Genomic DNA, 24,256 nt, shown 5'->3' with positions numbered 1-24,256 from the left:
TTGAATCAGGGTTTACGTTTTAGGATTTCATTTTTAGAATTGGGTTTGAAGGACGCACCTGCGCAGCGCATGACGGCATCAAAACCATAACGGCTTTTCATTTTGTCCATGGCCTGATAGAGTGCGAGCATTTCCTCGGTATCATTAAAGAGGTCGATCTGATAGGTGCCCCTGACCAGACCGCTGAAGCGGACCCCGATAAGACGCAGGCGCATACGGCGCTGATAGAGCTTGTCAAATAAATCCTGAACCTTGGTGGTCAGGATATGATCGGCTGAGGTGTACTGGACTCGGCACTGTTTGGTCTCGGTGTCAAAATTAGCGTAGCGGATTTTGACCGTTACCGTTGAGGTCAGCCACTCTTCGGCGCGGAGCTGGTAGGCGAGTTTTTCCACCATGCCCAAAAGCACCCTGTTTAGTTTTGAAATATCAATAGTATCCTGCGTGAAGGTATGCTCGGTCGAGATTGATTTTCTTTCGGTATAAGGTTCAACAGGATTATTATCAATGCCGTTGGCTTTTTTCCAGAGTTCAGTTCCGTTCTTGCCGATCATCTGCTGGAGCGCTTCAGCGGGCATTTCCGAAAGGGTCTGAATGGTTCTGATCCCGATGCGCGATAAGAGCTGAAAGGTCTGCTCACCGACCATCGGGATCTTGCGGATAGACAACGGGTTTAAAAAAGACTGCACCAGATGCTGGGGGATTTCAAGGTTCTGTTTCTGCTTGCCTTCACCGGTTCCGATTTTCGAAACGGTTTTATTTACCGAAAGCGCAAAGGTGAGGGGAAGTCCCGTTTCTTTTGTGATGCGCTGGGAGAGTTCATCAGTCCATTTGTAGCTTCCGTAGAATTTATCCATGCCGGTGATGTCCAGATAGAATTCATCGATGCTGGCTTTTTCGACCACTGGAGCTTTTTCCTGAATGATTTCGGTAATGTCATGGGAAAGCCTTGAATATAATTCCATATCGCCTTTCATGATTTTAGCCTGCGGGCATAATTTCATGGCCATATGGATCGGCATCGCCGAGCGCACCCCGAATTTTCTCGCTTCGTAAGAGCAGGAGGCTACAACGCCTCTCTCGCCTCCGCCGATAATAAGCGGAATGCCGTTAAGCTCAGAATTGGTAAGTCTTTCACACGATACGAAAAACGTATTCATGTCGATGTGTACTATTGCCCTGTCCATAATCTTGTCATTTTATACCAGACAAAATTATTACAGATAATAACAATTTTATGTTTTAGTTATGTTACAAATGATAACAAAATTTAAAAAGCCTTATTTTTCAGCAGATTCAAAAGAGTAAAAAAAGCAGCAGAAAATGCTTTATTCAGAATTTACGCAAAGTAAGCAGTTCGCTCTTTTTCAAGTCTGCTATTTGAGCTGCATTTTTAATTTTCACCCATTTTTTGCTTGCTTCACCTGATTTTATGCCTTTTTGAAAGTCATTTTTTACAAAAAATTATTATCTTTACTTTCCCTTTTTCAGAAATGAAGACGTGGTCTTAATTCACAAATTTTATAATTGTGAAAGCATATAAAATTTAAACGCGGGATAATAATTAACGACTATAAACTCATAGAACATGTTAGAGCAGTTAAATAAAATATTTATTGCCGATGATGATGAGGATGACAGATTGTTATTTCTAGATGCTGTGCAGGATTTGGATCTGCCTGCCTCTGTAACGGCTGCACAGGACGGCCGGGAACTCCTTGAAATTCTTCTTCAGGATGCAGCGCCAGTGCCGGAAATTATTTTTCTTGATATTAATATGCCGTGTAAAAGCGGTTTTGACTGTCTGGAGGAAATCCGAAATGCAGAAGGAAAACTCAAAAATGTAAAAATAATTATGCTCTCCACCAGCAGGAGTCCGGAGAATATTAATCTTTCCTATGAACTTGGCGCTGATTTATATGCGGTAAAGCCCAGTTCTTTTGAAGGATTAAAAAATCTCCTTAAAACTATTTTCAGCATGGACTGGAGTTTAGCCAGACAGGACGATAAACATTTTGTTCTCTGCTGATTTCCGGCAGGAGCTTAAAAATAGTTTTGCATCTTGAGCGCGAAAAAAAACAGCTTAAATTTCCGAAGGTTCCTGCGTCTGCTCATTATTTTGCTGAGGCAGCTGTTTAATGTGCAGATAAAAATCCTTAAGATGCCGCCAGGCAGAACATCTTTCGATACTGCCGTTAAAATTACGGATACCTGTATAACAGCTGTTTAGGAAAACCTGAGTATCTGTAATTTTCGCCCACGGTTTCCAGTCCACTTCTATTGGAGGCGGGGCAGTTTCAAAATAACGTTTTATTTCTTCAGGACTCATATCGCAAAATTACTTAAAAAGCACAGACAGCGCAAATGTCTGAAAAATAAAAGTGCCCTTAGAGGGCACCTTCATCTGCAAAAGAATAGTAGGACTCAGGTGTTACGATCAGGTGATCGAGCAGTGTAATATCGAGAATTTTTCCGGCTTCGCGGATTTTTCGGGTTGTAGTCTTGTCGGCCTCGGAAGGCACTGTTTTTCCTGAGGGATGGTTGTGGGTGATAATGATTCCCACGGCAGCTGCTTTGAGCGCTGCCGAGAACAGTAATCGAATATCAACTGCAGTTCCCGAGATACCTCCTGAGGAAACTTCATAAATGCCCAAAACTCTGTTGGACTGATTCAGCAGCAGTACCTTGAACTGCTCGAAGAATTCTATTTTGCCTGGATCCCAGCTGGTCAATATTATGCTGTAAGCATCTTTTGAAGAACCTATATGGGGTCTGTCGGTACTTTTGACTTTGGTTTTATAAATCAGTTCGATTTCTGAAACTTTCTGCAAGCTGGTGTTTTCAATTGCATTTTTCATGATTTCTATAGTTTAAGATTAATTATAGCACCACTGCCCGGGCAGGGCTGAGCGAACGCAGAAAGCAACGCAATAAAGCAGGAGTGAAGCCCTGCATTTATGGGGGAATTTTTTGTGGAGAACCAAAAGTCGTTCCCGAACTTTGTGATAAAATTTGACTTAACATTCCCCGTTACTTGCTAAGCACAGACTGCCTGATGCGCCTTAAAGTGTCTGCGCGCCAAAAAAATACCGCAGCGTAGTACTGCGGTATATAAAGTAAATTGTAGTTAAGCGGAAGCGGTCTTTATTTTTCTTTTTTTCATACGCTTGGCTATCAGAGGCAGGTTTCTGCTGACGATTCTCAGAATCTCCTTGTGATGTTTTGAGGCACTGTTGCGCAGTCCCCTGCTTTGTACAATTTCCATTTTTGAAAGCGACACCTCGATGGTTTCCACGGGTCTGTTTTCAATCTGCGCCGAAAGAATCAAAGAATCTTTCTTTTTATAATATTCATTTGTAAATACGCAGTGGTGCAGGGTATCGCCCTCTTCCATAAAATCCTGCACACTGTCAAGTACTTTTACGGTAAGATTTTTATCAGAAAAGCAGAGTCCGAAGAATTGTTTTTTATCCATTTCGTACAACTGCTGTGCTTTTTGGATTTCGGCGCGTATCTGTAAAAGATATTTTCTACGCTGTATGTTTCTTTTTTTGTCCACAAGCCTGTCATGCGCTTCACTTAGGTTTTCGGGGCAGACAAGTGCAGGGATGCTGAGGTCTTTTTTAAACCATCGGAGCAGGGCAATGTAATCTTCCCAAATTTTGATATCCTGAATTTGATAGTTATTTTTCAGGCAGATTTTTACTGCCTGCCAATTGCTGAAGATGTGCTGTTCATGAGAAATCAGATAATGTGAAAGTAGATTTATCTGCGATGCTTTTAAAAGGGTTTCTGCAATGGGGTCTTTTAAAAGGGCAGTAAAAAGTATCTGCGGTGCTATGCTGTGAACGGAAGTTTTAAAACCGTTTCTTTTCAAAAGAGGTAGCACTTTCGAATTTGGATAAACCTTATAGGGATTAATGCGGTACTTTGGAGAATTTTGAAAATCTTTTGGACGTATTTCAAGAGGGGAATAGTATTTCCATGCATCATACGTATTCGAAAAAATATTGGTGCTTAAAGCCATGGTTCGCACTTCTCCTTTAGGGTTAATCCAATGCTGCATGACTTCTTTGTGAAAATAGGCAGGGACAGAATTCTTTTTCATGTTCTTATGCGAGCAGATAATGCGCACGACCTGAAATCCTTGGCAGGTGTCAGTCACGGCAAAATATTCAAGTTCCTTGAAATGCACCTGATTGTACTGATGCATTTTAAGTTTTCCCTGACAGGCGGTGCAGTTGATATAGTTCTGGCAGGACTGGCTTTCGCTGTCGGGTTTCCAAGCGTGCGTACATTCCAAACAGTGAAATTTCCCTCTTGAAAGCACCGCCCATTTAAGGAAAATATTTTTTTCCGCCCACTGATGCATCTGCGAAGTAACAGGTGCAAGGGTACTGCTCAAAGAGCAGATTTCTTTTTCTACGAGTGTTTTAGGTGTCATAAGTCAAAGAGTGTTAAGGTTTTCGGCGCAGATTTCACAGCCTTTACAGCTTCAGCCTTTAAGCTTTCAGTTTTTTGAACTGCGACCTCAGAAACTGCGGGAGCAGCTGCAAATAAATCAGCCTTTAGAGGCTGACTTACCACGGCTTTACAGTGAACAGGTACAGGTGCTGCAATGCTGTCGTCTGTATAATACAAGACAGCTATGTCAAAGATTTCCTGATTATCAAAGGCGCACTCGCCTGTTTTTTTGACCTCGCCGAAAATGTAATTAAAACAGCTTTCAAGGTTTTTGGTCTCTTTTTTAAAGTCGGCGGCAAACAGAGTATCGTTATCTGCTTTCTCAGTCAGGTAGCTTTCTATGACGGTTTTAAATTTATCAGATGCTTTCATGATGCAGTATTTTAGGCTTATACATTGTTTACAGGGATATTAAAAAGGGAGGTCGTCAGGCTGATCGTCAGCACCGCTGTTCAGCTGCACTGCGGGAGCTGCAGCATTGTTTTCTGTTTTAGGAAAAACCAATATTTTAATATTACTGGTATGAAAGGTCAGCGAGCCGAGCGCTTTCCCCTCGGCATTGTTATAGACATTCAGACCGATGCGCCCGAAGAGTTCGACCATAGTGCCTTTTTTAAGCCACTGCGCCATTTTGGAACTCATCCAATAGGAGCAGTCTATGTAGGTTACAATCTTTTTAAGTTCGCTTGACCCTTTAGGTCTGTAGCTGTCATTGACGGCGATGGAGAAATTCACCACCTCTCTGTCATCTGCAATTTTTGCCGTTACGGCATCTTTTGTAATTCGTCCTGAGATTTCCATGATGTAAGATTTTAAATGAATACTTATTTGTTTTTTCATTAATCCCCGCATGAAATTTTTCAAAAGAAAAACGGGGAAAAAGAAAGCACAAAATCAAGCATCCGATAAAGGATCCGGAGTGCTATAAGTCCCGAAGGGCGGCAGGGCCGTTATGCGCATGCAGGAGACTGCGGGTGCTATTTTCGCGTCTCTTTTAATCCGTTTTAATTGAAAATGTTTTAGAACCTTTAAACTGGTTTTGAAGAAAAAAAAACTTTCAGCTGAAGGCCGTGATGAGATGTAAATGAAAAAATACAAGTAATGCTTTGGGGCTGTTAAAAAGAAAATGCTTAGATTATCCTGCAGACCTTATTACAGCTGCCCAAAAAACTCGATAGGATTTGATTTGGAACTGCAAATAATCTTAATGACTTTAGAACCATTATATCTATACGATGTCAGGATACATCTTAAAGAAACAGCAGATTATTTAAAAAATAAAAAAGGTTTTGAGAAACTCTCAAAACCTTTTTTGCTTTTACTGCTGTTGATATTATTTAATCAGAACCTGATGACTTTCAGTCTTGCCGTCAACATTTATGCGAAGGACATAAACACCCAGCGGCAGAGAAGAAACATCGAGCTGGGCTGTGTGATTTTTAATGGCGGCAGCAGTTTTCAGATCACCGGTTATATTATATAGTTCTGCGCTGATCATGCTGCTTGATACGGGCCTGTAATTTTCATCAGCCAGACTGATATTAATAGTGTTTCTACTTGGGTTTGGATAGATTTTGTAGCTCACCTGATTTGCCGCAGCTGACCTGCCTTCAATCGGACCGATTGGTTCAAGGGGGCCGGGATCAAGGAAACCAAGACAGGTGATTGCAACTGCACCAGGAATAGATCGAACTACGCCGCATCGAGAGGTACAGGTCAATGTATAATTCAGTACAGGACATTCTACATCATTGGCCAGATACTTTGGAACCCAGAAAGTATGCAGGCTTCTGGTCTGTTTCTGGGTACTGATATTAACGGGAACGCCGTTGACTTTAAAATCAGAAAAGGTATATTCGCTGTCTACGTTATTTGGGAGGACCATCATATTAAAAATATAGTCGCTGCCATTGTCATAGTTATTGTACAGATCAGTTGGATAGTGGAAAACTGTTTTTTGTGCGGTAAAATATTCCGAATCTCCGATTTGCAGGTATCTTGTCATTGTTGAGCCATTACTGGGGAAAGCAGCCGTAATCTGACCAGATCCTGCTAAGCCCGTATTTTCCTTAACTGTAATGGTATATCCGGATATGGAAACAATAGTTAAATTTGGAGTAACTGACCATTGAATTACCGGCACAGAACTGCAGGTTCCCGGTATGGCATAGGTTACCACATCATTCTCGCATATTTGATATGGTCCCTCAATTGAGGCATTAAATGCAATATTTCCCACGGAGATTGTTTTAGAAATTGTTGTTGTTCCGCAGTCATCGCTGCCTAATGTAAGGCTGAGCACGATCTGGCCCGTTGACTTTGGGTTCAGCAGCAATAGTGAAACTGAGGGTGTACCATTACCGCTAAGAGAAACAAGATTGGACCCCTGGCTAACTGACCAGCTGTAAGTTGACGCAATGTTGGGAACAGAATAAGTACTGGTATTACACAATGAATTGTCTCCGCTTATCTGCACACCGGAAGAACATATGAAAGAACAATTCGTTCTTATGGGTGTCTGTACAGGGTTTTCCAAAGCCGTCAATTCAGATGCAAGCCAGTTTCCGTTTCTTGCGTTGAAACTAATATGGCCTGTATTGCTGGCAGAAGGATTATTTTTATTAAAATCTGTTACAAAATTTTGAAATGCAGTAGTTTTTGGAGCAGTAGGGGGTATAGCCCCAATATATGATTTCCTAAAGTCGCCGTCGTTTAATGAGACCGATCCCTGGCCGATATCAAGGGCACTTGCCGTGGGAATAAAGCCAAAAGAATTGGAAACGATCCCCTCCAGAACCAGGCTTTCGGTATCAGTCTGCTGTCTGCCCCCTCCATAAATATCATATGGAAGAATATTGGCAGGCTGCGCAGCGTTTTTTTCAGAAACGGTAATAGAAACCGGTATGAACCACAAAACTTTTTTCTTGTATTTTACGCTTCCGTGATAGATGTTTTTACTGTCATTCAATGCGGTCATGTATTTGGACTGGAAATCAATTTCCCATTTTGAGTTACCCGGCAATAGTCCGACACTCACAATATCCGGCCTTGTTAAAAAAGTGCCGTATACACCGTCCAAAATACCTATGTAATTGGATAATGCGGTATTGCTCCCTGCTGTCTTGATATAACTCATAATGTTGCCGTTATCTGGCTGGAGTACCCCGCATTCGCTTCCATTTGCAATGGCAATATTTCTAATCGGTCTGCCAGGGTAACCCTGCGGGTAGCCCATGGCCGTCAGTTCCTGCTGCCAGAGGTCATGAACTCCATTTTTAATCTCATACTTTCTGTTCATCCAATTTACCATCATCTGTCTTGCTGCTGGTGCATCGGATGCCGAAAACAGTGTTAGCGGCGTAACGTAATCAATTTCATTAAGATCGGTATTGTTACCGTTATTACTGTTTATAAGATCTATAATTCCATTGGCGATATTTGAAATAACCGGAATATCAGATTCACCAGTGATCATTGCAATGGGCGAGCTTACATAAATATTTCGAATATGCCTCATGGCATACTGCACGCTTAAGGGAGTATTTGCTCCCAGATGGGGTGCATCATGCGAAATGTACATGCGTGTATCATGATTGAAATTTCTATTGAGCTCTATATCACGCAGGGCATACCTGGCAATTAATCCACCCATGCTCTGCCCGATAATTACATTTGGGGTTGAACTGCCTGCTGCAGCTTTCATGGAATTAACATATTTAATAACTTCTTCAAGGACATACGCATTTCTCTGAATAAAATCTACCCCATTATTCCAATTCACATAAATGATGTCGTAGGAACTCAGGGCGGAAGGCAAACTTGAACCTGAAAAGTAATATTTGTTAATAAACTGCTGTCTTGTATTTAGTCCCTCTTCCTGCTCAGGATTTGTAATTACACCAAGATCAAAACCTTCTGCAACTATAAGCGGTTTTCTTATCTGATGATCCGGGCTGGCATAGTTGATATGCAAAACCGCTTTACCCAGCTGATTTCTGTATGGGACAGTTGCTGTTATCGGGACCTTAGCGTGTGCAGTATCATAATAGCTTTGCGTTGATGCTGTTTTTAAATAAGGGCCGATTGGCTCCTGACAGTTAATGCATTCCCCAAACATGGGATTTCCAATCTTTATTTTGGAATGGCTGTATAAAATCTGGCCATTAGTAAGAGTCAATTTATATCTCCAGGTATAATAGCCCTCAGCGGAGTAATTTAAGTTGATTATCTGATTATAGTTAACAGCCTGATATCCCTGGTTATCTGAAAAATCAATCTGAATGCTTTGGATTGAGGCGCTGTTATTGGTCAAAAAAAGGTTTGAAGGCAGTTTGACTTTCAGCTGCAGGTCATTTTGATTGTTAACTGCAGGAGAAACAGCAAATACCTGTTTTTGAACGTAAGGATTCTGCCAGACACCTCCGGTGAATTTATCAGAGAACTGATTATTTGCAAAATTCAGTTTAGAGGGGTAAGCATTTTCATCAAATTTACTGTAGTTAAAAAACAGCCCGCTTAATATCATGACACCAGGCTCGCGCTGGGTATACCATCTGGTTGAATATTCCTCCAGCGGTATAAATCCGGCCGCATTCTGGGTAACCCTGGACATCACTAAAGTTTTATAAATATCAGTAATCGTTTGGGAGGTGGTTAAAGTAGTGTCTCTTAAAACACCGTCAAAAGCGAGCAGATTAGTAAAATCCATTCCATAATCCAGCAGGATACCGTTTGGAACCCTTGATTTGTCTAAATTTTGAAAAACCTGATTAGCCGCGTTTTTGAATTCAGCATTCTGCGTCTGCTGGGCTGCAGCAACGGCAGTTAATAGAATGAATGCATAAAAAGTAATTTTTCTTATCATTGGCTATTTTTTAGTGTTAATAATTCCAGTCAAAACGTCCTTCAGTTATCTTTACTTTCACACCTTTATCATTTACGGCATCAAACCAGAACGTACCCGCGATAATTGATTTTGAAATATCTAAACGTGTTATTTTCAATTCACCGGTAATGGTTTCACTGGTATAGAATAACTGGCTGTCGGCAGTACTGTAAACGCCAAGTGCGCCATTGAGTTCAGGTGAAGTAGAAAAGGTTTTGTCGAGTTTATATATTTCTCCTTCTTTTACATGAATTTTTCTGAGCATCACTATGACCATTTCATTTTTTTCATTACGATGATCAGCGAAATTCAAAACGAAATACTCTTCTCCGCCTTCAATCTGGTAATAACAGTTTACTGAAGCATTAATGCCGCTTTGATGAGGCAGGAATACTCTGCCGTCAATTAAACAACCCACAGTATTTGCTCCGGTATTGGTCATCTCTGGAAGCTGGTCTTTTCCGTTAAAAATGCTTCCATCCTCATCGCAGGAACTGAAGAGAATTAAAATTAAAAACAGCGGTAATATTTTTCTCATGATTTAAAGTTTTCGTAAAGATGTGATATTTTTTTTAATATAAGATAATGGTTACATTATTTTTATGTAATCATTTGATTTTTAATTCAAAATTGTATTATTGAAAAATGTCAAGTAAGCAAAATGATAAATATATAATTCTAGGGGAAGCTAAATTTTGAAATACGTTAAGGCTGATAAAAAAGTAATAAAACTAGTAAATAAAACAGCCCTTGAAATTCTGGGAAGGCCTGATGAAAGAAAGCTGAAATCCTGTATGACGCTGTTCAGCCTTCTGCCTGATGCGCCGGACTGTTTTGAGCTTGTGCTCGAGAAATATTACAACGGTGAGAAAGACAAAAATACGCTTCAGATCCTGAAAAAACAAAACAGCTGACAGACTATTTCCAGCCTAGGTAAAGCAAGAAAATATTTCGCTGTCAGCACCTATTTTCCTTTGGACAGAATCAGGGATGCCAGCGCCGGATTTCTAATTATCCGTTCCATTTCGCTTTGGATTATTTCCTGTATTTCTATTTTGATCTGCAGATAATTTTTCTGCACCATTACACTGTCAATTTTCTTGATCAGGGGAATTTCTTTATAAGCATCTATTTCTTTTTTTAATTTCTCATGATCGTTTACAATATCGCAGTAAAAGGTTTTGAGTTCAATTCTGCAGTCAGGGTTATCGGCTGTCATGCCCACAAATTCACCCGAGCTGAGCTGGCTGATTTTGGATGGGGGCACTGCGGATTCGAGCTGTCTTGAACGGCTGATGGAGGTATCGCTGCTGTTTATCGACAGGCTTTCCCTATCCTGCATTATTTTTCCAAATCGTTCGGAGAGCTGTTTTGCAGTGTCCCCGCTGACCTGTCCCGAAACAATATTGCCCACGATATTTATGATCACATCCGCCTGCTCGCGGCCGTAATCTTTACGGAGCTGGCTGAAGTCCTGAATGCCCAGACAGGTGCTCACCCTGTTGCTTCTTGCCGTGGCAATCAGACTGTCAATATTGTTGAGATAAATAGTCGGGAATTCATCAAAAATCAGACTGCTTTTGAGTTTTCCTTTCTGATTCACCTGTTTAATAAGCCGGCTCACAAAAAGGGAAAGCACCGCCCCGTACGTCTGTATTTTCTGGGGATTATTTCCCATTGAGACAATTTTAGGTTCAGCAGGATTATTAATATCGAGGGTAAAATCACTGCCCGAAAGCACATAATAAAGCTGCGGGGAGGAGAGTTTAGCCAGCGAGATTTTAGCAGATGCTATCTGCCCCTCCAGCTGGTCTGTCGCCTCATTCAGAAAGGCACTGATAAAAGGATTTATCAGCACTTCGATCTCTTTTTCGGTTCTCAGAAGGGTAAATAAATCTTCATAATCTGCCTGAATGAGCTCGATAACATGGGGCAGGGTGCAGAACTCGCCGTCTTTGTATTTTCTGAGATACCAGATGGCGGCCGTCAGGAAATTTATGGGAGATTCCACGAAGAAGTCGCCCTGTTTTTTGATCCATTCCCGATTGAGCCCCATAAGGATGGTGCGCGCTGATTCGGCGGCATCGGTAATGTCCGTCATTGATGCAGGATCAAGGGGATTACACCTGTGGGTGCGGGAGAGATCATCAAAATTAATGATATAAAATTTTGGCTGCACAGCATAAAGATGCCTTGATTCCAGCCAGGCATTATAGGCAATTATGGTCAGGTCATCGAACTTAAAATCATAGATGAACATGGCAAAACCTTTTCGGATGTGCTGGGTGATTACGTGGCGGATTACAAAGTATGATTTTCCCGAGCCGGGGGTGCCGGGCACCAGGATGCCGCGGAAAGGATTTATGATATTGATCCAGCTGCTTCGCACTTTGTCTTTTAGATGGTAGCGGGCAGGAAGGTTCACTGAATATTCATTTTCAATGAGTCGTTCTTCCTGAGGAAAAGTTTCATTTTCCTTATTGAAAATATCAGACGAATTCAGTTTTCGGCGGATGATACGCGAGAGCAGCGTACCGCCGGAAAGCATCAAGAGATAACCCGCTGAGCAGAGCAAGATATAAAGCACAGAACATATCTCAGGATCCAAAAAAATTAAAAGAGCCAGATAGGATCCAAAGTAAAGCAGCAGTCCCAGACTGCTGTAATAGAGCGCCGTTTTCAGCTGCAGTTTTTCATCTTTTCTTCCTCTGGTCCCTAAAAGGGAAATGAGCAGCAGACCCAGTGCAAAAAGCTTGGATCTGTGAAAGCTGTCCATAAGTCCCGTGCGGTGGATATTCTCGAGAATCCTCAGAGCAAAATCCGGCGAAAGATTCCACTGTTGGAAAGACTGAAAGCAATAAAAATAAAAGTGGATGAGCAGTATTGTGATGCTCATCAGTCTGGTCATATCTAAAATTTTTCTAAGCGCCTGTTCATTTTCTCCTGTCTGCATGATCCTGGTTTTTATATATTAATGATTATCGGACTGTCCTTTTCTCTTTCTTTTTTTTCGTTTATTTTTAAGCTGTTTGGGCACGTAATCTGAAGCTGTTCCTACGTACAGCACATCATCAATTATCCGCTGGAGCTCGATACCGGAAATAAAGGAAGGTTGATGCGAAACGGTTTTGTTTAAAACAGCAGCATTCATCTGCGAATCTGCCGTAATGTCCAGACGCATCAAGAGGCCCTGCGCTGCATAAGAAGGCCCAAGACTGCTTCCGTTGAAAACACATTTGACGGTATGATCTACATAGGTGATACCGTATATGAAGCCTTTGTCATTTTTTCTGATTACGGCATTGATACCCTGATTGATAAGTCTAGTTTCGAGCTCAGATAATGTTATTGCAGGATATTTCAGCAGCAGCAGATCAACAGTATTTCGGGTTCTTTTCATGTTTATCACGCGCGACATTTTAGCGGCTGAAAAATTAATTTCAAGCTGAGAAAGAGTCGGCTTGGAATAAAAACTGCTGGCTTTAATCGGAACACCGACTGGCTTTTTATTCTCATCGAGTATCTGGTATACCAGTCCTTTGTTTTGAAACATTTTAGAGTTTTCTTTTCCGCGTTCTGCTCTTACGTTGTAAAGATTTAAAACTGCGTTTAATTCACCGAGTGTTGTGTATTTGTAATGCGGAATAACTGCGTTTAAAATACTGCCGACAGCTCTTTTGGAATCTATGGCTCCATATTTTATTTTTTCGATATCAACGGTATTTATAACTGAAGTCTGCAGTTTCTTTCTTGAATCTGCCTGAACAAGATTGAACGAAAGCTCAAGTTCTTTCCGCGCGGTTTCGGACTGGTTTCTGCCGATATTGTACATGTCTATCCGGGAGCCGTCTGCCCTGATATTTATTGAGGCGATATGCATATGCGGATGTCCGGCATCGAAATGCTGGTAGACCAGATACGGCTGGGAGCCAAATCCAATCTTATCCATATAAGCAGAGGCGATCTGCATCTGTTTTTCTTTGGATAAATCCGTATCCGAGCGGTCAAAGTTCAGCGAGATATGCACTGCATTGCGCTTCACATTTTCATTAAGCTGGAGCTGTTTTAAAAACACGCCGAGCTTAAAAGATTCTGACATTTTTTCCAGATCAGCCGGATAATTTGCCTCACCGATGCACATGGCTTTTCCAAGTGAAACCTTGTTTTCATTATACATGAAAACGCCTCTAATAGAATGTCCTGTATTTATGACTGCAACCATTTTTGGGAGATATTTTCAATGTGTTTTTTAATTTCTTCGGCAATGGAAAAATATTTTTTTTTATCTGATTCAAAGGATTCAATCCATTGTCTGAAATCGGAAATTTCAATTAGTGTATGGAGTTTTTTTACGCTCTGGTTAAAATTGTTTCCGATAAAATTCAGCTGTGTCCGAAGCTGGATAAGCTGCTGAATGAGCTCATCCAAAGACTCGTTTCGATACTTCATTACGACGGGTTTTCGCAGCAGGTTTCTGCGCACGAAAGCACTTCGTTTACGATATACACTTGCTTTAAAATTCTTGTCTACCTGCTGTAATTCTACCTCGGTAAGACGGATGTGAAGCCATCTGTTTCTGCTGTAGTTTTTCTGTTCCATCATTATTCCATTTCATTGTTATCTCTTTCATTTTCGATTTACAGTTTCACTGCCCGCGAGTTCCGAGCAGACGGGCAGCAAGATATCGGGTGTGATACAACCGAACATCTTGCTGACTGCAGAAAACCGCAGTCTGAAAGCCTTAAAAAAGTCTTTTACAGCTTTTTTTAAATTATATGACACTCTTCAGCTGTGCTAAAAAAGTTAAAAACACTGGCCATTAATTTGAATTATATAATCAAAAAAAAAATGGCTTTGAAATTCGAAAATGCATTATCTGAAAGCTAAATTAGAAAAGATGAATAGCCCCTGCAATCCTCCCCAAATTTTGAGTGGGGTGAATAGGGAGGATACTTTCTAATTTTACGGTGAGCTAAATATTAATTTTAAAACATTAAATTATGATTACAGCAAATGATGCGGCCAGGGTTTTTGATACAGTGCTGAGTATCCCGGGCATGAACGAGACGGTGAAGATGGATCTGAAAATCTCACGAAAAAATGTACTGCTTTTAAGCCATCTGATTCAGGACGGTATGAAGATCAGGGAAGGTTCTTCGGTTCTTCTGGAGAGTATAAACGAACAGGGAAGGACTGACCTTGAGACCCTCGCTGAAGAGTGCCTTCAGAAAGCAGGCCTTATTGAACTTCATGAAAAACTGGCGGCAATAAGCGCTTCGATAAAAGACTGATATTTTAATAACCACTAAAATTAATGCTTGCATCATTCCTACAAATGCAGGCATTTTTTATGCACCGTATTCAGAAATGTAAAAATGCATGATTTTCAAAGATTTTGGATTGATTTTTAAAGTATCTGCACGAAAAATCTGATTTACATTTGCATTGATAACTACGATAATAACTTAGATAGAAATTTATGATTCACTTTAAAATTATCAGATGATGACTTTAAACAACCGCATTAAATATTATATTACAGAGACCATCTGTCTTCTCTTTGTGCTGCTGTTCATTTACGCTTCGGCTAGCAAGCTAATGGATTTCGCGCATTTCAGAATCCAGCTCGGGCAGTCGCCTCTGCTTAGCGCCTTTGCTGAACAATTGGCTATTATTGTGCCTGTAGCAGAAATACTTATCAGCGTTCTGCTATTGATTCCTAAATATAAGCCAGTGGGGCTTTACGCAGCCTATGGATTAATGGTGATGTTTACGACTTATATTTTTATAATCTTAAACTACACTTCTTTTGTACCCTGCTCTTGCGGCGGAGTGCTGGAGAAGCTTGGCTGGCAATCACATCTTGTTTTTAATCTGTTTTTTGTCATTATTGCTGTTTGGGGAATCATTCTTTATAAAGGCATTGGCAGACAGGAATTCCACTTTGTAAAAAACAAAAAATTGGTAGCTTTATTTTCCGCTCTTACAATCAGCAGTATAAGTATAGTTGTTGTAATGTTTATATTTTCGGAGAACATTATACATTATCACAACAGATTAACCAGACGTTTTCCGCAGACCCCTATTGAAAAGGTAAATGCAGAAGATTTAAAATTGAATTCTTTTTACATAGCCGGAGCAGACACCTCCCATATTTTTCTTGGTAATAATACTGCACCGCTTCTGATAACAACTCTTAATAGGCATCTAGCTATTACTGAGCAAAAAATGATAGAATTAAACCGCAAGGACCTGCCGTTTCGGGGAATTAGAGTTTCTGTTCGGCCTCCATATTTTTTTGCTGCCGATGGCAGTGTCCCATGTGTTTTCAGAGGCAGGATTAAGGATTGGAAAGCAGAACTTGCATATAAGGGTGGGGAATATTTTACAACAACTCAAGCATTGGATTCTGTATCGGTAGCAGTGGTTACAAACGATTCCAGAACTGGCGATAATGTATTAGGAATTATTAATGTTGGAGAAAAGAAAAAAACGATATTAAATCCGTTGATATTACAGAAGCAGTTCGATGGTGTATTTGATACTGACGGCCATTTACTTTACAGCAGTGGACTTGATAAAATTATATATCTCTACTATTACAGAAACCAGTTTACCATAGCTGGTAGAGATTTAAAAATTACTGGAAGAGGTACCACTATTGATACTATCAGTAGGGCCAAACTAAATATTGCAAAAGATAAAAAGCACCAGCAGCGCAAGTTTTCCAGTCCCCCTCTCTATGTAAATAAAAATAGTGCAGTCTATAAGAATTTATTATTTGTCAATTCAGCGATACCTGGAAGGTTTGAAGAGGATAGGATCTGGGAGGAGGCAAGCATTATAGACGTATATAATTTAAACGATAAGAGCTATCTGCTGAGTTTCTGCATCTATAATCTAGCCGGCAAAAAAATGAAAAGTTTTATTGTATATGACAATAACTTATATGTCCTTATCGGCACACAGATTATACGCTATAAAATAGGGACGAAAATAACATCAAAATATTCGAAATGAAAAGTATTAATCTATTGGCCAAGTAGCAGGGATTTGATCGAAAACCTGTAAAAAAGAGTAGATCATTAACCATAAAAATTATTTTATTATGAAAGCAAATGTTTTTAAAATCGGTCTGCCTATGGCGGTTGTGGCTTTTGGACTGGCTAGTGCTGCGAGCACAAGCTCGACTGAGGAAAGTTCAAAAGTTTTTGCACAAAATGGGTATGAGCACATCAGCGTTGAAAATGCTTGTAACATACCTAAAGCATTTTGTGACGAAAATGGTAATGAGGCATGTACTGCTCCCGACACGGGAAATCAGCTGTATTCGCAGCCATCAAATTGTGTATTACCTTTAAAGAGAAGTGAGTAGTAAAATGCTTTTCTAGGAAAAGGATGCCTCCATTGTTTAAATTCAGTGGAGGCATCTTTAATTTAAAAATATCTTAGTTATAATGTGTGCTAAACCACTCTTTTTTGTTTTCGTCTTTAAGGTAATAATTAAACCATTCCATAATGCGTATATTCAAATCTTGAGCATTCTTTTTCTGTTGTAAAGTATGTTCTTCCTCGGGATAAACAAGCAGTATGTGTTCTTTATTCAGACGCCTTAATGCCAGATAAAATTCCATACTGTTCTGCGTATTAACATGACGGTCTTCGGCACCAGCCCAGCTTAGCAAAGGGATACTGACGCTGGATGCTAACAGTATCGGAGAATTATTTAAATAGCTCTTCATGTCTTCAAAAAGGGATTTTCCAATTCGAATCTGATGATCTTCACCACGAAAGAAATCAGGCCTCCTAAACAAAGGACCTACATATAAATATGAGCTGACCAGATCAGTCCACGCTGCGCCTGAAACTGCGGCGGCAAACCTATCGGTCTGAGTAATTATTAGATCAGTTTCATACCCGCCGAAAGAGTGTCCGATAAGCCCTACCTTAGACGGATTAATATTTCCTTTTGCTACTGCGGCATCCACTGCTGCCAGCACACTGTTTGTTACTGATTTTTTTAGATTTGCAAATTCATAATTAATATCCGGAAATAAGACAAAATAGCCATTAGCCGTATAATTATTGACATTAAAACCGTCGTCAGAAATCATCGAAGGATTTATATAATCATTCAAATAACTGAATTGTCTTTCATATATATGTACAACCATTGGATATTTTTTGTCTGCTTTAAAATCGGCAGGGTAGAAAAGAATCCCCTTTGTTTTTATGCCATCGGAAATGTAGTCAATTTTCTCATTTCTGCTCCAGTAGAAATGTTTCTGGTGGGGGTTGCTCTGCATTATTTCTGTGGCCGTGCCTTTATAAAGCATCAGCTTAGGTGAAGATTCGAACCTTTCAGAGACATACATATAAATATTTTTATCCTGAGCTTTTTTAACTAGACTGATCTTATTATTGCCCCAGACCATTTCCTTAACTCCCGAATTAATCTTCCACCAGCTCAGGCCTGTGTCACCAGTTTCTTTATTGAATGTTTCCAGAAGAAAACCTTTTTTTAAATCCAGAGCGTAAGTGCTGGATACAGTTTTATCAAACAACAGATTGGGTGTAAAGGAATTAATCCTAAAGGTCTTTTGGATATCTCTTCCATTGGTTAATCTCTTTTTCGTTTTTCCGTCAAGCGAAATTTTCCACAAATCGTATCTGTCATTTAATATAATTTCACTATCGCTAGTCCAGCCGCCTATGCCGTAAGGTTTGTTTTCCGAGGGGCTGTTATTATCTTCTGCAAAAAAGGAATTAGGCAGGTCAAGAGTAATGCAGATATGACTGTCATTCTTGATGCTGTATATCCACCAATGTCCATTTTTAGCATAGCATAGATATGCACCGTCGGGAGATCCGACAGGTTTTGCATCTGCTGTATAATTCATCACTACTGGTTTACGAGTGCCGCTATTAAGGTCAAGAATATATAGGTCATATGGGCAGAACTGTCTGCTCTGCGGTTCGTAAGCAATAGGATCATAGATAAAGGCAAAATTATAGTCACTGCTAATAAATCCCGCTGAAAATGTACTGTCGGTAATGAGCTGTACTTTATTGTTCTGAATATTCCATACAGCCATTTTATCGGACAATTTTGGGTTGCCAAAATACTTGCGGTATTCAAACAAAAGTTTGTCTTTTGTGTTCCAAATCTCAACGGCTTTCGGATCTATACTTTTTAAAGAGTCATTGGAAAATTTAAGCCTTACAAGTACTTTTTCTCCGATTTCTGCATGCGCTGCACTACCAAGAGGCGAGTCTGTTATCTGCATTCCTTTTGGAAAACCATTCCTTTTGGAATCAAGTATGCTGAGTTTATCTTTCCCAATGCTGTAATAATAAAATTTCGCTCCTTGGCCAGCACTGTCCATAAAAGAAATTGCGCCTGCATTCCAGTAAAGCTTTTTTAGCGGTGTACTTTGATTAGCTGCTAGTATTTTTATGTCAATGCGGTCTTTAAAAAGAATTAATTCCGTACTGTAACGATTATTGTCTGAGACATTAAAGACAACACCGTTCTGGTCAGGATCAAAATAGTAGTTGGTTATGCCTGTCCTTTGATAGATTACATTTCCAGCTAAAGTTCGAATTTCTAGAAAGTGCTTTTTATTATCACTTTTTGTAAATACAGCAATATATCTATTATTTTCGGAGAAGTCAAAACTAACAGCATTAGCAATTTTATTAGTAGCAGCAGTATTTAGATTCCGCAGGTAAAGTGTATCTCTTGAAATGCATCCAAATTGTAGCTCTGCATTAAATTTACCTGTTCTGCAATTAGCGAATTTATGCTGTTGGCCTCCAGCGATTTTCTGTAGAACTAGTGTATCGCTGTCTGTATATTTATAATTCAGACGGTAGCTTGCCCAGTTACCATTGTTTGAAATCTTATCAGGATACAATGTGCTCCATTGTTTATAATCAGCGGATGTCAGCATTCTTTTTTGGCCGGCCTGCCCTAATAAAACAGGGCAGGTTACTAACCAAAAAATGAAACAGGTAAAAATAGAAAAAGTATTGGCGGATATAGATTTAATAGCCTTCATTTTGGGGAAGAAGATTTGGATTCAATAATAATTCAGATTCTGGTAAAGGGAACAATCGGTCTGATGTTTTCCACTGACTTTTAACTGGCAAGAGTGTCTGATCGAGCCTGTTGGTTCTTTTAAGATCAAAGAAACGTTGTCCGAATTCAGTGAAAAATTCAAGACGTCTTTCCGTGTAGATTGCCTGAAGGATTTCTTCCACGCTTAAGGCCGTTGTATTGCCCACTCCGGCAAGATTTCTGGTTTTGTTAAGATCTTCTTTTGCTCCAATCAGATCGGCTGAGTGAGCCCTTGCCTCTGCTCTGATCAGGTACTGTTCGGCAAGCCTGAGCACTATCGAGTATTCCACGGATGTGGTTCCGGTATTTGACTGGTTTTTATATTTGTATGGATGATACCATGTGGAGCTGCCGTTGGACACTGCTCTGAGCCACTGTGTTTTTCTCAGATCATTTGTGCTGAAAGCATTTAATAGATCTTGGGAAACGGCAGCTAAAGAGGGAGGTCCCTGTTGAAAAATAAACGAACTCCCCTCGTATGTATTGAGACCTGCAGTAGCTGGCATGAACTGCCAGATTGTAGACTGGCTCTGTTTTTGAAAAAGAGCGTTTAGTGACTGCGGCCAAATATATAAATCTGTCTGATTTAGGACAGCTGATGCGGCGTCAGCCGCTTCCTGCCATAATTCCATGTAAAGGCAGACACGGGCAAGTAGAGCTTTTGCTGCAAATTTGTTAGGTCTTGTTCTGTCACTGCCGGCATAAGCCTTTGGCAGAAGGTCAGATGAAAGTTCAAGATCTCTTTTAATCTGCTTGTAAATTTGACTTTCCGGCATTCTTGAAACGGTGCTGTTTTTTTTATAATCTGTTGATGATATATAGGGAATCGGACCAAAAGTATTCAACAGATAAAAATGAATCAGGCTTCTGACGAAGATGGCCTCTCCAAGAAGCTGGTCTTTATCCGACTTTGGAAGTGTGGCAGATTCGTTTACTCCTTCAATAACTGAATTTGCTGCATAAATCTGACTGTAGCTGCTGTTCCAAAATTCTGCGAGAGACGTATCGGTCTGCATCAGTGAGTTATTGTAGAAGTTGGCCTGAACTGCAGCGGAATTCCCGTAAAAGCTGAGCTCGTCTGTATACAAGCCCAACTGCATCGTTAAACCTGTAGGATAGCCAGTTAGCAGACCTTTATCCCGCATTTTTGAATAAATGTCCACCATGGCGGCCGTGGCAGTAGATTTTTCCATGAAAATCGCCGTTGATGTTAATTGGGAAGAAGGAAGATCCACATCTGTAAATCCGGAGCATGCCGAGATTAGATTGGCAAATGCAATTCCAAGGAGTCTTGATTTTATACTAAGATTGATATTTTTCATAATAGGAAACATTAAATTAAAAAGTCAACTGTATGCTTGTTGTATAAATTTTTAAGGGAGGGAGGTATCCGGAAGTTTTAAACTCTGGGTCAATTCCTTTATAATTAGTGAATGTCAATACATTCTGTCCCTGAAGGCTTAATCTACAGGTAATTCTTTTAGTCCAAGTTTTTGGAAGTTCATAACTCAGGGATATATTTTTAAGACGTATATAGGATGCATCGATAATGGAAGCATCGCTCTGCAAGTATCTTAAGTAAGCCTGTTGTTTTGCTGAATTAGAAACACTGTAACCTTGATAAGGCCCCAAATCTCCTACTTGCTGCCAGCGCTGTATAACGCCTTGGGACTGGTTATTCATTGTTCCTGGCATGGGCTGGCCATAGTTTTCGCTGTAATTCTGCTGTTTTACAAACTGGAATAGAAAATCCAATTCCAAATTATGAAAGCGCAAATGGTTCTGCAGACCCCCGTAATATTTAGGATTTAGATTTTTAGCAGTCTGCCGGTCTTCATTTGCAGTAAATACACCATCCCCGTTTACATCTTCATACTGATAAATACCTGTAGCAGGATTGAGTCCTGTATAATGGTATGTTTTGACTACATTTAGAGGCTGTCCGATTACATACCGGTTTTTATATGTAGAAACCTCCAATCCGGGAAAGGAAATCAGCTCGTTTTTAATGCTCGTAAGATTAAAACTTGTGCTCCAGTTGAAGTTATTGTTCAATATATTTTGTGTTTTAAGGGTAAATTCCAATCCTTTATTCTGAACCACAGCATCCAGATTGGCCTGAATAGAACTAAAGCCTGTTGTGCCGGGAAGGGGGATTCCTACCAGCTGGTTGGATGAACGGTTTTGAAACCATGCGAAACTCGCAAAAATCCTGTCTTGTAAAAATCCTGTTTCAATGGCTATTTCCGTTTTTCTGTTTGTTTCCCACCCGAAATCTGAATTAAACAGTCTGCTGGGCTGCATTCCGGAAATTCCCTGATATTTAGTGCCTGATGTGCCGTATGTGTCCATAAACTGATAATCTCCTATCTGGTCATTGCCTGTTGTTCCGTAGCTTGCTCTAAGTTTTCCGAAGCTTAAAAAGGTGAAATTTTCTTTCAGCCAGCTGTTTTGGGTAAATATCCATGCCGCACCTACGGCTCCGAAATCCGCGAACTGCCTTCCGGGACCAAAGCGGCTTGAACCGTCCCTTCTGCCAGTGAAATTCAGAATATATTTTCCCTCCCAGTTAAAATTAATTCTGGTGTAAAGAGCCTGATATTTATATAGTGTTTCATCGCTGTTCAAGACAGTATTAGTAGAAGCCGAGGCAGGGTTGCTTATAAGATTATTGCTGGTGAATCCTCGGGACTGGGTAATAAACTGATCTCCATTCTGCTGCTGGAATGTTGTACCAGCCAATACATCAAAAGTAATTTTACCGAGATTTTTTGTCCATGTTAATTTTGGTTCGATTATCCATGAAATGCGGTTTACAATATTAGAGATGGCCAGCGACGATTCCGTGCCAAGTCCATATGCGGGATTGTAGATTGTTGATGGCTGAAGATTTATCTGCTTTTGGTCCAGATTAGTGTAGCCTAAACTTGTGCTGGCAGAAAATCCGCCTCCCAATTCATAAGAAAGAAGTGCATTACTTAGAAGATCATAAGTACTGCTTTTGGTCTGCCCATTTAGGATGGCAATTGGATTCTGGAAGGTATTGTTTTCCCAATTTAGACTGCCGGTTGTGTCATAAAGAGCTGGCGCATTGGGAGGCAGCTGTAATGCAGTCTGGGTAATATCCACCAAGGGCATAGAACTGGACTGCGCGGTATAGACAGCTGAAAAATTAACCCGCAATCTTTTGTCTTCAGATTCATGATTTATGTTCGCCCTTCCGCCGGCTCTTGAATAATCAAAACTGCCGGGGAATACAGTGGTTTCTTTCGAGTAGTTTCCGCTTAAGAGAAACTGCGTATGTTGGGAGCCGCCGGAAATGGTTGATTGCAAATTAGTATATTCTGCAGTTCCTCCGATTAGTTCTTTCTGCCAGTTGGTTTCCCGGTTCTTATCCCATGTACCATTGATATCATAGGCATTTGAAGGATATTGGGTTATACCGTCATTCGCAAAAGCTTCTTTGCGCATGGCTAGATAATTTGGAGTATCAAGAACATTTTTGAAACCTGCGACTCTGCCTAATCCATTCGAATAGTCCACAGAAAAAGTTGTCTTGCCAGATCTGCTTTTTTTGGTGGTAATAAGTACAACGCCATTTGCCCCCCGAGAGCCGTAGATAGCAGTCGCATCCGCATCTTTTAAAACTTCAATCGATGCTATATCAGACGGGTTAATACTGTTCAGTGGACTGTTTTGGGAGGGCATATTTGCTGAGGTGTAGCTGCTGCCTATTCCCTGTGCGGAGTAAGGTACACCATCTATTATATACAATGGACTGTTTCCGTCGCTTCTTAAGCTGTTAAGCCCTCGTATTTCTATAGAAAACCCGCTGCCCGGCATACCTGTATTCTGCACAATATTTACTCCTGCCATGCGGCCCTGCATAGTCGCCAGTACATTAGTTACAGGCTGTGTTTCAATTTCTTTGGAGGTTATCCGGGCAATACTCCCCGTTCGGTCGCTTTCCTTTACGGAATAATAACCAGCATTTACCCGAACCTCCTGTAGCGTAGTAGTATCATAATCTAGTTTTATGTCAATTTTAGCTAGGTCATTTACTGGGATAAATTTAGTTTTGAATCCAATGAAAGATACTATTAATGTATCCTTGGGAGAAACTTCAAGAGAATAGTGGCCATTGTAATCTGTTATGACGGCTTTATTCTTATTGCTTTTAAGCAATATGGTAACTCCGGGCAGGGGATCAGTTCCGTCCGTGACAGTTCCCTGCACATGATGCTGTTGAAAAAGCGTGTTGAAAGTCCGTTTGGAATTTTTGGCTGAAGATGATGAAAAAGACAGCAAAATACCTGTAAAAATAAGGCAATAAAGAGCTCTTCCATCCTTGTAAAATGAAAAACAATTCATAATATTGGGATTGGTTAGTTAAATGGTATTTGATTAGCTAAGGTCCTCTGCTCTAGTTTTGTCGCTTCAGCTGAGGGCCATTTTTATGTATTAAGGAATCGACTTAATGATCATAATGAAAATAAATTTAATGCAGAGGCAGTAATTGTTTTAAAGGTTCGACTTGTGCGAAACTTAAAAATAGAAGTCTGATTTGCTAAGAATTATAAGAGAATTTTGAGCGTAAAAAAGGCGCGGAACTCAGCTTATTGACTTGAGGTACTGGAAATACCGAGGAACAATAAGTGAGCCCACGCCATAGGCGTGAGCATCTTACTTATCCTCTCGTTCCTTCTAAATTTCCAGTTTTCAAGTCGAGATTCTAAGCGAATGCTTCAAATATTTTTATGTGAAGAATCGCAAATATATAAATTCAA

Annotated in this window: 19 protein-coding genes; 5 read left to right on the top strand and 14 right to left on the bottom strand. The window is 40.3% G+C overall.

Annotation, left to right across the window (positions count from 1 at the left end; all coding sequences use genetic code 11):
- Positions 1 to 5: 5 nt before the first annotated feature.
- Positions 6 to 1,187, bottom strand: a complete 1,182-nt coding sequence (gene dinB, locus NLG42_RS21505) for a DNA polymerase IV (RefSeq protein ID WP_257682301.1) — start codon at positions 1,185 to 1,187, stop codon at positions 6 to 8.
- A 401-nt stretch (positions 1,188 to 1,588) separates the two neighbouring features.
- Between dinB and NLG42_RS21500 the strand changes: the two genes are divergently transcribed.
- Complete coding sequence (locus tag NLG42_RS21500) at positions 1,589 to 2,029, top strand: response regulator (protein ID WP_257682300.1); 441 nt, start codon at positions 1,589 to 1,591, stop codon at positions 2,027 to 2,029.
- A gap of 54 nt (positions 2,030 to 2,083) precedes the next feature.
- Here the strand turns inward: NLG42_RS21500 and NLG42_RS21495 are convergent, their stop codons facing one another.
- The 7 genes from NLG42_RS21495 to NLG42_RS21465 all read right to left on the bottom strand — a co-directional run bounded on the left by NLG42_RS21495 (position 2,084) and on the right by NLG42_RS21465 (position 9,887).
- Positions 2,084 to 2,329, bottom strand: a complete 246-nt coding sequence (locus tag NLG42_RS21495; RefSeq protein ID WP_257682299.1) for a DUF6965 family protein — start codon at positions 2,327 to 2,329, stop codon at positions 2,084 to 2,086.
- 58 nt (positions 2,330 to 2,387) lie between these two features.
- Entirely contained in the window at positions 2,388 to 2,858 is a 471-nt protein-coding gene (locus NLG42_RS21490; RefSeq protein WP_257682298.1) for a JAB domain-containing protein, read from the bottom strand.
- A gap of 269 nt (positions 2,859 to 3,127) precedes the next feature.
- Positions 3,128 to 4,444, bottom strand: coding sequence for a PcfJ domain-containing protein (locus NLG42_RS21485; RefSeq protein ID WP_257682297.1), 1,317 nt, complete (start codon positions 4,442 to 4,444; stop codon positions 3,128 to 3,130).
- Entirely contained in the window at positions 4,441 to 4,836 is a 396-nt protein-coding gene (locus tag NLG42_RS21480) for a PcfK-like family protein (RefSeq protein WP_257682296.1), read from the bottom strand. Before NLG42_RS21480 ends, NLG42_RS21485 begins: the two co-directional genes overlap by 4 nt.
- A gap of 39 nt (positions 4,837 to 4,875) precedes the next feature.
- Positions 4,876 to 5,265, bottom strand: a complete 390-nt coding sequence (locus NLG42_RS21475) for a single-stranded DNA-binding protein (protein ID WP_257682295.1) — start codon at positions 5,263 to 5,265, stop codon at positions 4,876 to 4,878.
- A 532-nt stretch (positions 5,266 to 5,797) separates the two neighbouring features.
- Complete coding sequence (locus tag NLG42_RS21470) at positions 5,798 to 9,328, bottom strand: T9SS type A sorting domain-containing protein (protein ID WP_257682294.1); 3,531 nt, start codon at positions 9,326 to 9,328, stop codon at positions 5,798 to 5,800.
- A gap of 16 nt (positions 9,329 to 9,344) precedes the next feature.
- Positions 9,345 to 9,887 carry a Riean_0653 family protein gene (locus NLG42_RS21465; protein WP_257682293.1) on the bottom strand — a complete coding sequence of 181 codons (543 nt, stop codon included), beginning with the start codon at positions 9,885 to 9,887 and terminating at the stop codon, positions 9,345 to 9,347.
- Positions 9,888 to 10,044: 157 nt separating this feature from the next.
- On the opposite strand from NLG42_RS21465, the gene NLG42_RS21460 reads away from it, so the two are divergent.
- Positions 10,045 to 10,263, top strand: a complete 219-nt coding sequence (locus tag NLG42_RS21460) for a DUF1810 family protein (protein ID WP_257682292.1) — start codon at positions 10,045 to 10,047, stop codon at positions 10,261 to 10,263.
- A gap of 50 nt (positions 10,264 to 10,313) precedes the next feature.
- Here NLG42_RS21460 and mobC read toward each other — a convergent pair whose 3' ends face one another.
- Genes mobC through NLG42_RS21445 form a run of 3 tightly spaced genes read right to left on the bottom strand, consistent with a single transcriptional unit; the run spans position 10,314 to position 13,948 of the window.
- Positions 10,314 to 12,302, bottom strand: coding sequence for a conjugal transfer protein MobC (gene mobC, locus NLG42_RS21455; RefSeq protein WP_257682291.1), 1,989 nt, complete (start codon positions 12,300 to 12,302; stop codon positions 10,314 to 10,316).
- Positions 12,303 to 12,320: 18 nt separating this feature from the next.
- A complete protein-coding gene (locus NLG42_RS21450; RefSeq protein ID WP_257682290.1) occupies positions 12,321 to 13,571 on the bottom strand; it encodes a relaxase/mobilization nuclease domain-containing protein in 1,251 nt (416 codons plus the stop codon).
- Positions 13,556 to 13,948 carry a plasmid mobilization protein gene (locus NLG42_RS21445; RefSeq protein ID WP_257682289.1) on the bottom strand — a complete coding sequence of 131 codons (393 nt, stop codon included), beginning with the start codon at positions 13,946 to 13,948 and terminating at the stop codon, positions 13,556 to 13,558. Before NLG42_RS21445 ends, NLG42_RS21450 begins: the two co-directional genes overlap by 16 nt.
- Positions 13,949 to 14,349: 401 nt before the next feature.
- Between NLG42_RS21445 and NLG42_RS21440 the strand changes: the two genes are divergently transcribed.
- The 3 genes from NLG42_RS21440 (at position 14,350) to NLG42_RS21430 (ending at position 16,724) form a co-directional block, all read left to right on the top strand.
- Positions 14,350 to 14,640: a hypothetical protein gene (locus NLG42_RS21440; protein WP_257682288.1), complete on the top strand. Its 291-nt coding sequence runs from the start codon at positions 14,350 to 14,352 to the stop codon at positions 14,638 to 14,640.
- Positions 14,641 to 14,851: 211 nt separating this feature from the next.
- Entirely contained in the window at positions 14,852 to 16,369 is a 1,518-nt protein-coding gene (locus NLG42_RS21435; RefSeq protein WP_257682287.1) for a DoxX family protein, read from the top strand.
- 88 nt (positions 16,370 to 16,457) lie between these two features.
- Positions 16,458 to 16,724 carry a DUF6520 family protein gene (locus NLG42_RS21430; RefSeq protein ID WP_257682286.1) on the top strand — a complete coding sequence of 89 codons (267 nt, stop codon included), beginning with the start codon at positions 16,458 to 16,460 and terminating at the stop codon, positions 16,722 to 16,724.
- Between the two features lie 73 nt (positions 16,725 to 16,797).
- Here NLG42_RS21430 and NLG42_RS21425 read toward each other — a convergent pair whose 3' ends face one another.
- From NLG42_RS21425 to NLG42_RS21415, 3 genes are read right to left on the bottom strand one after another with little or no spacing between them, the layout of a single operon-like run.
- Entirely contained in the window at positions 16,798 to 19,410 is a 2,613-nt protein-coding gene (locus NLG42_RS21425; RefSeq protein ID WP_257682285.1) for a S9 family peptidase, read from the bottom strand.
- Positions 19,397 to 20,791, bottom strand: a complete 1,395-nt coding sequence (locus NLG42_RS21420) for a RagB/SusD family nutrient uptake outer membrane protein (protein ID WP_257682284.1) — start codon at positions 20,789 to 20,791, stop codon at positions 19,397 to 19,399. The genes NLG42_RS21425 and NLG42_RS21420 overlap by 14 nt, the downstream gene beginning before the upstream one ends.
- 16 nt (positions 20,792 to 20,807) lie before the next feature.
- The gene (locus NLG42_RS21415) at positions 20,808 to 23,840 is read right to left on the bottom strand and encodes a SusC/RagA family TonB-linked outer membrane protein (protein ID WP_257682283.1); all 3,033 of its coding nucleotides are present in this window, start codon (positions 23,838 to 23,840) and stop codon (positions 20,808 to 20,810) included.
- Positions 23,841 to 24,256 lie beyond the last annotated feature (416 nt).

It is taken from the genome of Flavobacterium plurextorum, from assembly GCF_024638035.1.
Taxonomy (GTDB): Bacteria; Bacteroidota; Bacteroidia; order Flavobacteriales; family Flavobacteriaceae; genus Flavobacterium; species Flavobacterium plurextorum.
This window is presented reverse-complemented; position numbering and strand designations above follow the sequence as displayed.

Coding starts and splice junctions, on each gene's coding strand:
- dinB (WP_257682301.1), bottom strand. CDS start 1,187: ATGGACAGGGCAATAGTACACATCGACATGAATACGTTTTTCGTATCG.
- NLG42_RS21500 (WP_257682300.1), top strand. CDS start 1,589: ATGTTAGAGCAGTTAAATAAAATATTTATTGCCGATGATGATGAGGAT.
- NLG42_RS21495 (WP_257682299.1), bottom strand. CDS start 2,329: ATGAGTCCTGAAGAAATAAAACGTTATTTTGAAACTGCCCCGCCTCCA.
- NLG42_RS21490 (WP_257682298.1), bottom strand. CDS start 2,858: ATGAAAAATGCAATTGAAAACACCAGCTTGCAGAAAGTTTCAGAAATC.
- NLG42_RS21485 (WP_257682297.1), bottom strand. CDS start 4,444: ATGACACCTAAAACACTCGTAGAAAAAGAAATCTGCTCTTTGAGCAGT.
- NLG42_RS21480 (WP_257682296.1), bottom strand. CDS start 4,836: ATGAAAGCATCTGATAAATTTAAAACCGTCATAGAAAGCTACCTGACT.
- NLG42_RS21475 (WP_257682295.1), bottom strand. CDS start 5,265: ATGGAAATCTCAGGACGAATTACAAAAGATGCCGTAACGGCAAAAATT.
- NLG42_RS21470 (WP_257682294.1), bottom strand. CDS start 9,328: ATGATAAGAAAAATTACTTTTTATGCATTCATTCTATTAACTGCCGTT.
- NLG42_RS21465 (WP_257682293.1), bottom strand. CDS start 9,887: ATGAGAAAAATATTACCGCTGTTTTTAATTTTAATTCTCTTCAGTTCC.
- mobC (WP_257682291.1), bottom strand. CDS start 12,302: ATGCAGACAGGAGAAAATGAACAGGCGCTTAGAAAAATTTTAGATATG.
- NLG42_RS21450 (WP_257682290.1), bottom strand. CDS start 13,571: ATGGTTGCAGTCATAAATACAGGACATTCTATTAGAGGCGTTTTCATG.
- NLG42_RS21445 (WP_257682289.1), bottom strand. CDS start 13,948: ATGGAACAGAAAAACTACAGCAGAAACAGATGGCTTCACATCCGTCTT.
- NLG42_RS21440 (WP_257682288.1), top strand. CDS start 14,350: ATGATTACAGCAAATGATGCGGCCAGGGTTTTTGATACAGTGCTGAGT.
- NLG42_RS21435 (WP_257682287.1), top strand. CDS start 14,852: ATGATGACTTTAAACAACCGCATTAAATATTATATTACAGAGACCATC.
- NLG42_RS21430 (WP_257682286.1), top strand. CDS start 16,458: ATGAAAGCAAATGTTTTTAAAATCGGTCTGCCTATGGCGGTTGTGGCT.
- NLG42_RS21425 (WP_257682285.1), bottom strand. CDS start 19,410: ATGAAGGCTATTAAATCTATATCCGCCAATACTTTTTCTATTTTTACC.
- NLG42_RS21420 (WP_257682284.1), bottom strand. CDS start 20,791: ATGAAAAATATCAATCTTAGTATAAAATCAAGACTCCTTGGAATTGCA.
- NLG42_RS21415 (WP_257682283.1), bottom strand. CDS start 23,840: ATGAATTGTTTTTCATTTTACAAGGATGGAAGAGCTCTTTATTGCCTT.